This is a genomic window from Kosakonia sp. (genome assembly GCF_032052965.1).
In the GTDB taxonomy this organism is placed as follows: domain Bacteria; phylum Pseudomonadota; class Gammaproteobacteria; order Enterobacterales; family Enterobacteriaceae; genus Kosakonia.
In genome coordinates this window covers 83,739-95,091 of the sequence record NZ_DAMBVN010000019.1, presented here as the reverse complement: position 1 = coordinate 95,091, position 11,353 = coordinate 83,739, and the positions used below count along the sequence as shown (strand labels likewise).

Sequence of the window (11,353 nt, the reverse complement as noted above, 5' to 3'; positions counted from 1 at the left end):
CTCGTCGGGCTCATAACCCGAAGGTCGTCGGTTCAAATCCGGCCCCCGCAACCAACACAATAAACACCTTAACGGGTGTTTTTTTGTTTCTGCGTTCTGGTAAACGAAAAATGGCGCTTTGCAGCGCCATGTTGTTAACCCCTTCTTGCCAGCGTCGCGCCATCGGCAAAATACGCTTTAATCCCCGCCAGAATCGACTCGGCAACTTCCTGCTGGAATTTAGCCGTCTTCAGCTTACGCTCTTCTTCCACATTACTGATAAACGCGGTTTCGACCAGAATCGACGGAATATCCGGTGCTTTCAGTACCGCAAAGCCCGCCTGCTCTACCTGATTCTTATGCAGGTTGTTGACGGTGCCCAGCCGGTTAAGGACCGCTTTGCCGAACTTCAGGCTATCGTTAATGGTCAGCGACTGCACCATATCGAACATCGTGTGATCCAGATAGCGGTCACCGCTCTTACTCACCCCACCAATCAGGTCGGCCGCGTTCTGGGTTTCCGCCAGATATTTCGCCGCGGTACTGGTCGCCCCTTTGGTTGAGAGCGCAAACACCGACGAACCGCTCGGCTGGCGACTGCTAAATGCATCAGCGTGAATCGATACAAACAGGTCGGCACGTTGTTTCTGTGCTTTGGCGACGCGTACTTTCAGTGGGATGAACACATCCTCGTTACGCGTCATGTAGGCCTTCATATTGCCTTCTTTCTCAATGAGCGCATGTAACCGACGGGCAATTTGCAGCACCACATCTTTTTCTCGGGTGTGATATTTCCCGGTCGCGCCGGGATCTTCACCACCATGCCCCGGATCGAGCATGATCACAATCGGACGGTCGCGTCCGGCTTTACCCGGCTTCGGCCCACTTTCGGCTGGCGGCACCTGATTATCCAGATCGCCTTTGTTGTACTCTTCCAGCAATGCCAGCAGCGGATCCTGCACATCTTTTGCGTTTGCCGGGTAGAGATCCATCACCAGTCGCTCTTTAAACCCGGCAACCGGGGCCAGCGCAAACAGCTGAGGGGTGATGTTCTGTTTCAGCTCAAACACCATGCGCACCGTTTGCGGATCGAACTGACCGACGCGGGCGGATTTAATGTAAGGATCGTCACTACGGATTTGCGCGCCCATGCCTTTCAGGACGGAGTTTAAATGCACGTCTTCGAGATCCACCACCAGCCGATCGGGGTTGCTCAGCGCAAACTGCTTATATTTAATGACCCGGTTAGATTCCACCGTCACACGCGTATAGGTCGACGCGGGCCAGATACGCACCGCCACCACCTGACTGACAGCGGCAAAGCCGACCTGGCTTACGCTTAATAACCACATGGCCCCCGCCCCTTTTAATAACCTGCGGCGGCTGAGCGCTGATTGACTTCCCGACATGCTTCTCCCGAGCAATTACACTGAATTAATACTAAAACGTCAGAATTGACCGAAAACTTTAGCGAATGACGCATAAACTGTCATCTATTAAAGGGTAAACATATGTCTGGTTAATCGCTTTACCGTCGCATGTTTATTGTTTATCAGCAAAATTTGCACTTGCGCGCGGCGCCATAAAAGAATAAAAATACACAATTTACGAATAATCATGCAGTGAGGGTAGGCCGTGGTAAAGGAACGCAGAACCGAACTGGTACAGGGATTTCGCCATTCTGTTCCCTATATAAATGCCCATCGGGGAAAAACGTTTGTCATTATGCTCGGCGGCGAAGCCATTGAGCATGAAAACTTTTCCAGCATCGTCAATGACATTGGCCTGCTGCACAGTCTGGGGATCCGGCTGGTTGTCGTCTATGGCGCGCGTCCGCAAATTGATGCGAACCTTGCCGAACATCATCATGAACCGATTTACCACAAAAATACCCGCGTAACCGATGCCAAAACCCTTGAGTTAGTGAAGCAGGCAGCCGGGCTGTTGCAGCTGGATATCACTGCGCGTTTATCCATGAGCCTGAATAATACGCCCTTGCAAGGCGCGCATATTAATGTGGTGAGCGGTAACTTTCTCATTGCGCAGCCGCTGGGCGTTGATGACGGCGTGGACTATTGCCATAGCGGGCGTATTCGCCGTATTGATGAAGAGGCCATCCATCGCCAGCTTGACAGTGGTGCGATTGTGCTGATGGGACCGGTTGCCGTATCCGTTACAGGCGAAAGCTTTAACCTTACCTCGGAAGAGATCGCCACCCAGCTCGCCATCAAATTGAAAGCAGAAAAAATGATCGGTTTCTGCTCCTCCCAGGGCGTGATGAACGACGAAGGCGAGATTGTCTCTGAACTGTTCCCCAACGAAGCCCAGAAACGCGTCGACGTTCTGGAAGAGCGTGGGGATTACAATTCCGGTACGGTGCGTTTCCTGCGCGGAGCTGTGAAGGCCTGCCGTAGCGGTGTGCGCCGCAGTCATCTGATCAGTTACCAGGAAGATGGCGCGCTGTTGCAGGAGCTGTTCTCCCGTGACGGTATCGGTACGCAAATTGTCATGGAGAGCGCCGAGCAGATCCGCCGCGCTACCATTAACGACATTGGCGGCATTCTGGAACTTATTCGTCCCCTGGAGCAGCAGGGCATCCTGGTGCGTCGCTCCCGCGAACAGCTGGAGATGGAGATTGATAAATTCACTATCATCGAACGCGACAATTTGACCATTGCCTGTGCGGCACTCTACCCCTTCCCGGAAGAGAAGATTGGCGAAATGGCGTGCGTGGCCGTTCATCCGGACTATCGCAGCTCTTCACGCGGCGAAATGTTGCTGGAGCGCGTAGCGGCGCAGGCAAAACAGTTGGGACTGGTGAAACTGTTCGTGTTGACGACGCGGAGTATTCACTGGTTCCAGGAACGCGGCTTTACGCCGGTAGATATCGACTCCCTGCCGGAAAGTAAAAAACAGATGTACAACTATCAGCGCCGTTCCAAAGTACTGATGGCCGATCTCACCTGAATCCATGCCCCCGCGCCCTGCGGGGGCTGTTTTACCCCAGCCGACGGAATAATGCCTCCAGACCGCTGCGCCGCTCGGTGCGGGTTGCGATGGCCTGAGCCAGCACTTGCTCATCGGCATACAGCGACAAACGCTTACGCGCCCGGGTAATGGCGGTATAAACCAGCTCGCGCGTCACCACCGGAACGAACTGCTGCGGCAGGATCAACGCAGCATGATCGAACTCCGATCCCTGCGATTTATGCACGGTCATCGCCCAGGCGGTGTCATGTTCCGGCAACCGGCTGGGTTGTACCGATTTGATGGTTCCATCCGGCAGCGGGAACCAGACACGAAAACCGTCGCCATCCGCCAGAGCGATGCCGATATCGCCATTGAACAACCCTAACGCGGCGTCGTTACGTGCAATCATCACTGGGCGCCCATGATACCAGCGAGAGTGCGGCAACCGGCTGATTTGCCGCTGGCGAACCAGCGTCTGCTCAAGGCGTTCATTCAGGCCACTAACGCCAAAAGGCCCTTCACGCAACGCACAAAGCAACTGATATTCGCCAAACGCCTCAATGATGGCATCCGGCTGAGCATGGCTGCGCACCAGCGAAAGATAGCGTCCGTAACCTGCGAGCGCATCGTCAATCATCTGTTGGTACTCTTCCGTGCTGTGCAGCGGCTTACGCTCTATGTCGCTGAATCCCTGGTTGAACACCGCGCGGGTGGCGGCTTTATCGCCCCGGTTCACGGCTGCCGCTAATTGCCCGATGCCGGAATCACTACCAAAACGGTAGCTTTTTTGCAGTAAGCACAGGCTGTCGCGCAGGGCACCTGCGGCATCGCCTTCCCCGGCAGGGACTGGCGATCCCGTCAGTCGCGTGAGCTGCGCTGCGCGTTCCGGGTTATAACCGGCAGTTACCCACGCACAAATGTCTCCCAGCACCGCGCCCGCTTCCACAGAGGCCAGCTGATCGCGATCGCCGAGAAAAATCACTCTCGCATGCGGGGGTAATGCATCAATCAGTCGCGACATCATCGGCAGGTCGATCATGGACGCTTCGTCCACCACCAGCACATCCAGATGCAGCGGGTTACCGGCGTGATGTCGCAGACGCTGGCTGCCAGGCTGTGCTCCAAGCAGGCGGTGCAATGTACTGGCTTCATCCGGCAGCAGGGCTTTTTGCTGCTCCGTCAGCGTCAGCCGACGCAGCGCATTGCCAAGTGATTCCGTTAACCGCGCGGCCGCTTTGCCGGTCGGTGCCGCAAGGCGAATGCGGCATTTTTCTTCGCCGACCATGTTCACCAGCGCTGCAAGCAGTTTCGCTACCGTAGTGGTTTTGCCCGTTCCCGGCCCGCCCGAAATCACCGAAACCCGTCGGGTGAGCGCGACAGCAGCAGCCACTTTTTGCCAGTCCACCTCGCCTGTTGCAGGGAACAACCCGGCCAGAACCTGCGTCAAACGGGCCTCGTCAACCTCCGGCTGCGCATTCCTGGCGGTAAAAAAGTCGGCCACCTGACGTTCGTTACACCACATGCGATTAAGGTAGAGGCGATCCTCTTCGAGGATCATCGGCGTTGCGGCGTCGCCTTCACTGACTGCAGGCGACGCCAGCAGCGCCTGTCGCCAGTCTTCCGGCGGCCCTGCCCGATCAAAAAGCTGGTTTAACAGTGGCGATGCGCTGCCCAAAAAAGCCGGCGTCAGGCGAGACAGCGGCAGGCAGACATGCCCTTCGCCCGCTTCACGACTGAGCAGTGCGGCAGCCAGCATCATCGCCGGTTCCTCTTCTGTGGCAACGGTGAGCGCAAACTGCACATCCAGCGGACGCAGCAGTTTTTGCTCCGCGGCCTCACGCAGTAATTTCACCATACTCATGGCGTCACCTCCTGTGTTCGCCCGGCAAAGAGCGCATCCATCTGTTCAATCAACGCAGCATCTGGCCGGGTGGCAAATATCCCCTGCTGTGGGTTTTGCGCGTCTACACCTCGTAAGAACAGATAAATCACGCCGCCGAAGTGTTTTTCATAGTCATAGTCACGAATGCGATGGCGTAGATAGCGATGCAGCGCAAGGGTATAAAGCTGATACTGCAAATCGTAGCGATGCGATTGCATAGCCGCAGCCATCGCCTGCTGGGTATAGGCTTGCGCGTTCTCTCCCAGCCAGTTGGATTTGTAATCCAGTAAGTAGTAGCGCCCGTCGTGGCGAAACACCAGGTCAATAAACCCTTTTAGCATGCCGCGCACATCACGGAAGTCGAGCGGTGGACAACCTGCTGACAGTGGATCGTAACGGCGGATAAGCGCATCCAGCGCGGGGGCGGTCAGCGTCTCGCTGATGGGCAGATAAAACTCCATCTCCACTTGTTTATCTTTCGCGCTCAGTTCGCTAAGGGAAACGCCAGCATCCGCCAGCGGGGTGTGCAGCACCGTCTCCAGCCAGTCGTTGAACACCGGTTGCCAGTGCTCTTCATAGCCCCCGGCGAGTAATTTTTCCGCTACCCACTGTGCAGAAACTGGCTGGGTAAAGTCCATCTCCTCAAACAGGCTATGCAGGAAGGTGCCCGGCGATGCGCCGCGAGGAAACTGGTGCGGCGTTAACATCGGTTCAGGTAACAACTCCCGCTCGCCCGCGGCGTCCATATCCAGACGCGGCAACAAATCCTGCGCCAGGCCGTGAGCGCGCTGCTGCAAACCGGAGTAACTGGTAACCCGCCAGTCATCGGCAATACGCCGCCGCACCTCTCGAGCACTGAGATCAGGCGACTGCCCTTGCGGCATCAACCATGGCGAGCCATCAAGTGTGGAGGGTGTACAGAGCGCAATATCTTCATTGCATAATTGCTGCACCGCGCTGTGCAGCGCAGCGGCGTCCAGCGCTTCGCCTTTTTGCAAAAGCCGGCCAATCGCGCTTAGGTGGAAATCTGACGCCCCTGTTTTCTCGCCGCGGCGGCGAAATAACGGGGCGATACCCAGGCTGCAATGCCAAATGGAGCGGGTCAGTGCGACATACAGCAAACGCAAATCTTCGGCCAGCCGTTCTGCTTCCGCCAGTTCAATACTCTCTTCGGCATGGCTAAGATCGAGCACCGCGCGGAACGTGTCGCGATCGTGATAAAACCCCTGATCCTGCACGCGGAAATTGGCGATGAACGGCAGCCAGACCAGCGGGTATTCAAGCCCTTTTGACTTGTGGATTGTGACTACCTGCACCAGATGCTTATCGCTTTCCAGCCTCAGTTGCTCGCTGGAGGCGTTAGTATTGGGTTCAGCAATATGCTGTGCCAGCCAGCGGGTGAGTGCATACTCACTCTCCAGTTGTGTTCCGGCTTCCTGCAACAACTCACTGATATGCAAAATGTCGGTCAGGCGTCTTTCTCCACCCGGCGTGGCGAGTAAATTCTCCGCTACCCGGCGCGCGCCCATTAACGTGCGCAGCATCGGCATGACGCCGCGTTTTTGCCACAGTTCGCGATAGCGGGAAAACTCTTCTACCACCGCATCCCATTGCAGCTCATCCAGATTCAGGGCTTCAATATCACGGGCGGTCAGCCCGAGCATGGAGGTCGCCAGCGCGCTGCGCAGCGTGCTTTCCCGCTCTGGCGCCAGGACAGCCTGTAACAACCACAACAGTTCCTGCGCTTCGGGTGTTTCGAATACGCTATCGCGGTTGGAAAGATAAACAGAGGGAATATTCAGTAACGTTAATGCATCGCGGATCAACGACGCTTCATGGCGGCTGCGCACCAGCACGGTAATGTCTGAGGCTTTTACCGGGCGCGGCTTTTCGCCGCTAAACAGCAGCGCTTCTCCCCGCAGCCCGGCATCAAGCCAGTCGCGGATTTGTGTGGCGCAGAGTTGCGCCATCGCGCTCTGATAATCGCCCACGCCAACACCCTCCCCCTCCATCAACCACATCTTCATGGCAGGTTGAGTTTCACCGCGAAATTCAAAGCGCAGCCCGACATTTTTGCTGGCTGCGCTCACCGGTAAAAAGGGGATCTGCCGGAACATGAAGGCGTCGTCCATCTGACTGAACAAGCGATTAACACTGGCGATCATTCCCGGTGCCGAGCGCCAGTTGGTGTCAAGCGTATAGCGGGCGCTCACTTCATCACGCGCCTTCATATAGGTAAAAATATCCGCGCCACGAAACGCATAAATGGCCTGTTTGGGATCGCCTATCAACAACAGGCCGCATTCCGGCTGCCGCAACCAGATACGGCTAAAGATACGGTACTGCTGCGGATCGGTGTCCTGGAACTCGTCAATCATGGCGACCGGAAAGCGGGCACGGATGGCGGCAGCCAGCGCTTCGCCATTCTGGCTGTGCAAGGCGCTATCCAGACGGCTTAGCATGTCATCAAAGCCCAGTTCGCCACGCCGGCGTTTTTCCTTTGCCACCGCATCGCGGATCTCGCGCATCGCTGAGGTCAGAACCAGATCGTCAAGGGTAAGTGGTTGCGCCAGCAACGTCTCAATAGCGGCAAAAAGTGCATGTTCAGGTACCACTCCGCCCGCTTTTGTGCGCTGAGCCAGGAAGGACTGAGCAAACTTTTCCAGCGCATCCGGCAACAGGTAGCTGGTTGTCTCTTCCTGCGCCCAGGCTGAGATTTTCTCGATCCATTTCCCCTGATTGCCACGGTTGAACTTGCGCCTGTCGATGCCGGAGTTCTCAATCAGCGGCTCCAGCTCGCTAACCGTCTCATTCCAGAAATGTTTCAGTGCATTGATTTGGGCAACAATGTGTTGATGGCGGGACGCCAGGGTTTCATCTGCCGCAGGCGGTGCTTTGATTTCCGGGGCTTCGCCCTGTAGATAGCGATCAATGGATTGCAGCAACTCCTGGGGCCCTTTCCACGATGCATGAATCACCTGCGCAATTTCTCGCGGTAACGGGTAGCAGTGACGACGCCAGAAATCTGCGCAGGCCTGGTAGCGCAGCAGGGATTCGTCTTCCACCAGCTGTTGCTCAAACAGCATGCCAGATTCAAATGCATTCAGGCTCAGCATGCGCTGGCAAAAACCGTGGATGGTGAAAACCGCCGCCTCATCCATCTGCCGCTCAGCCAGCATCAACCAGTGCGCTGCCTGCTGTTTATCAACGATCTCGTCCAGCAGACGGGCGTAAAGGGGGTCGTCCGAACTTTCTCGCAGACAGGCGATCCGTAGCGCGTGGATATTACTGCGAATACGCCCGCGCAACTCTTCTGTTGCGGCCTCTGTAAAGGTCACCACCAGCAACTCTTCAACGCTGAGCTGGCGCGGGAAGGCGGCATTGCCGCCAAGCCCTAATAACAGCCGCAAATAGAGCGCGGCAATGGTGAAGGTTTTACCGGTTCCCGCCGAGGCTTCAATCAGGCGCTCGCCGGTGAGCGGCAGGCGCAGGGGATCAAGGGACTCAGCGGTCGTATCACTCATCTTTCTCGCTCATCAGGGGTAAGGATTGCTGCAAAGCGCTGACGCTATCCCAGACCTTCCAGCCCTGCGGAGCAGCATAGTCTGCTTTTCCGCTCTGGCTTCCTGAGATCTGCGACAAAATCGCCATGCCTTGCGGCTCTACCACCGCCTGATGGAAGAAGTCAGCAAGTTTCTGCGGCGTCAGCAGTTTTATCTGAGCCACTACTTTATCACGTGAATCGAAGCGCATATTGCCACGATCAAAATCTTTGCTGAGTTTAGAAGCCTCTTCGCCCAGGGTTTGTGGCGCCTGCTCGATTTGTGCAATTACCCCGGACTGGATCTGCGCGAACTCGTCTGGCTTTAATGCTCTGAGTTTCTCTTCTGCGCCGGGGAAAAAGGCCTGATATCGCTCCCACAAATACGCCGGTTGTTTCACGTTACTTTGCAGAAGGAAGCCCATCCCCCACTGGCGACCCACACTCACAGGAAAGGCAAAGACAGCGTAACCCAGTTGTTCTTCTGTACGCAGTTGGTTGTAGAACCATGGCTGGATAATCTGCCCGAGCATGGCGCTATAAGCAGAACTACGGTATTCGTCGAAACCCGTCGGGACAAAGACCGCAGCCAACGCAGAATCGGTACTGTTGCCAGCTTTTTCAAAGCTGGCCTTCTGCGGTTTATCAATCCGCACATCTTTATTGCGGCACCACTCGGTACCTTTCGCGCCCAGCTGTTTCTGCACCGCATGCGCGAGATCTTTTGCCTGTTGTTCAGCAAGATTACCCACAACGAGAAACTCCGGGCGGGCGTTGGTTTTCAGTGCGTCGCGATAATGTAAAATGTCCTGCAATGTCACCGACGGCAGTAACGCGCGGCGGTCTTCACGCAGGAAATAAGGCACCTGTGACAACATCTGCACCGGCATTATCGCCTGATCAAACGCCTTACCCTTCTCCGCCGAATCCATCATCTGGGTATACCAGGACTTGGCCTGTGCAAGCTGTTCTTCCGTTGGCGTATAGCTAAAGTAGCCCGCCAGCAGCGCCTGGAATAATTGCGGTAAACGCTGCGTATAACCGTTGGCGTTGAGCATTAATCCATTGTTGGCATTCGTCGAGAAACTGATGCCGCCAACCGCCGCCTGGTTGCTAAGCTGATCGAGTGCCAGCCCGGCAAGGTAGTCATTGAGCGCAAACATCACCTGATTTTTCGCACTGTCCATGGCTTGCGGGTTACGCAGAACGACACTGACATCTGCCTTCGGTTCGCTGGCGAAATAACGGCTTGGCATATAGACCACGCGCAGCGTCGGTTCATCGACAACCAGTTCCGGATGATCATATTTCTTCTGCGGCGTAATCAGTGAAAAATCATCCGGAATGTAAGGGTTCAGCTCCGGAAACTGCAGCGCAATGTTGCCTGCGCGCTTCTGCCAGTCGGCGAACATCTCCGGAGTGATTTTGTTCACCTGATAAGGCGCCTCAACAAAGTAGGCAGTTTTATCATGCGGCTCATCCGGGCTGATATACCAGATACGGGCATTTTGCGGCGTCATTTCGTTCAAACGCGCCTGTACCGCTTTTGCGTCAAACTGGTCGGCAATGTTGACGGAATCCAGCGTGTGCGCCACTGGCACGCGGATCATGGTGTCGGCCAGCCACTCGACATAATCCATATCACGGGTAATGGACGGATAGCGGAAATCGAGGTCAAGAATATGGGAGAGCTCATCGAAATAGCGTTTATCTACGCCTTTTTCGCGCAGCAATTGCAGGTAGCTGAAAATCGCGGCCACCACCTGGTCACGGTTGGCCTGGCCTTTATCCGTTAGCGTCGCAGAGATAGCCAGCACACCGCTGTTGCCGTTCACGACTGGATCGGAATCCCCCCGGATCCCTTCCACCAGACCCTGACTTTGCAGCCAGTCAGAAAGCGTGCCGGGACTGCGATTGCCAATCAGATAAGTGATCAGTTCATCAGTTTTACTGCGAAACGCGGCGGTGTTGTTATCAATACGGAATTCAACACGCAGGACTTTACGCGGTACTGCCGGCACATAGTGAATGATGATGCCTTTTTGCGCACTGGTCACCACCGGGACGTTAATTTCCGGTTTGTCGATATTCTTGTTTGGTACGCGCCCGTAAGTTTCTACAGCGAGTGTAGCCAACTCGTTCAGAGGACGGTTGCTGTAGATGACCGCCTTCATCAGGTTGGCGGAATAATACTTATCGCGAAACGCCAGCAATGCATCGTGCACGGGGCTGCCCGGTTTGTCGCTCAGCGTTTCGAGGTTGCCGCCAGAGAAACGCGCACCAGGGTGAGCGGGGTTGATGGTCTCCGCGCTGACCTGCGCCATGCGCATGCCATCACGGGTACGCGCCATTGTCAGTTCGGCATTGACCGCATTACGCTCGCGTTCAGCATATTTTTTATCTAAGGTCGGCGCAGCAATCGCATCGGCCAGACGGTCAACAGCCCCTTCAAGCGCGTTATTCTCAACTTCCAGATAGTAAGCGGTACGATATGGCGCGGTACTGGCATTGTGACTGCCCCCGTGCAGTTTCAGGTATTCTGCAAGGCTGTCCGGCTGCGGGTATTTTTTTGACCCCATCAGGGTCATATGCTCCAGATAGTGCGCGAGTCCAGGGTGCGTATCTGGATCTTCCAGCGATCCGACCGGCACCACTAACGCAGAGAGGGATTTGACGGCCTTCTCATCGGACACCAGCAAGACCACCATACCATTATCAAGGCGGATGGCCTGGTACTGACGGGTATCTTTATCGCTTTTACGGATAGTTTCCTGAACAGGTTGCCAACCGTTGTCTGCCTGACTGAATGACGCCCAGAGGGCAAAAAACAGTACTAAAGCTTTTAACCAGGTGCTGCGGGGCATTCACGAACCTCATCATTAACGATCCCGAAAATGCCTGTTATGACGGGCATCACCGGGTAAAACATGCGCTGACTGAGCCAGCACTCTTGTTATATCAGTCCGTGATCGTCGCGCATA

5 protein-coding genes are annotated in these 11,353 nt (G+C 55.7%); 1 reads left to right on the top strand and 4 read right to left on the bottom strand.

Annotated elements, in window-relative coordinates; all coding sequences use genetic code 11:
* Window positions 1-134 precede the first annotated feature (134 nt).
* Window positions 135-1,388 carry an N-acetylmuramoyl-L-alanine amidase AmiC gene (gene amiC / locus RTX30_RS19035; RefSeq protein ID WP_312691729.1) on the bottom strand — a complete coding sequence of 418 codons (1,254 nt, stop codon included), beginning with the start codon at window positions 1,386-1,388 and terminating at the stop codon, window positions 135-137.
* A gap of 226 nt (window positions 1,389-1,614) precedes the next feature.
* Here amiC and argA point away from each other — a divergent pair, with 226 nt between their 5' ends.
* On the top strand, window positions 1,615-2,946 hold the full coding sequence (gene argA / locus RTX30_RS19030; protein WP_312691728.1) for an amino-acid N-acetyltransferase: 1,332 nt from the start codon (window positions 1,615-1,617) through the stop codon (window positions 2,944-2,946).
* Window positions 2,947-2,977: 31 nt separating this feature from the next.
* Here the strand turns inward: argA and recD are convergent, their stop codons facing one another.
* The 3 genes from recD to ptrA are packed head-to-tail and all read right to left on the bottom strand — an operon-like array spanning window position 2,978 to window position 11,236.
* The gene (recD, locus tag RTX30_RS19025) at window positions 2,978-4,810 is read right to left on the bottom strand and encodes an exodeoxyribonuclease V subunit alpha (RefSeq protein WP_312691727.1); all 1,833 of its coding nucleotides are present in this window, start codon (window positions 4,808-4,810) and stop codon (window positions 2,978-2,980) included.
* Complete coding sequence (recB, locus tag RTX30_RS19020) at window positions 4,807-8,355, bottom strand: exodeoxyribonuclease V subunit beta (RefSeq protein WP_312691726.1); 3,549 nt, start codon at window positions 8,353-8,355, stop codon at window positions 4,807-4,809. The genes recD and recB overlap by 4 nt, the downstream gene beginning before the upstream one ends.
* Entirely contained in the window at window positions 8,348-11,236 is a 2,889-nt protein-coding gene (gene ptrA, locus RTX30_RS19015) for a pitrilysin (RefSeq protein ID WP_312691725.1), read from the bottom strand. The genes recB and ptrA overlap by 8 nt, the downstream gene beginning before the upstream one ends.
* Between the last annotated feature and the right edge of the window lie 117 nt (window positions 11,237-11,353).

Coding starts and splice junctions, on each gene's coding strand:
- ptrA (WP_312691725.1), bottom strand. CDS start 11,236: ATGCCCCGCAGCACCTGGTTAAAAGCTTTAGTACTGTTTTTTGCCCTC.
- amiC (WP_312691729.1), bottom strand. CDS start 1,388: ATGTCGGGAAGTCAATCAGCGCTCAGCCGCCGCAGGTTATTAAAAGGG.
- recD (WP_312691727.1), bottom strand. CDS start 4,810: ATGAGTATGGTGAAATTACTGCGTGAGGCCGCGGAGCAAAAACTGCTG.
- recB (WP_312691726.1), bottom strand. CDS start 8,355: ATGAGTGATACGACCGCTGAGTCCCTTGATCCCCTGCGCCTGCCGCTC.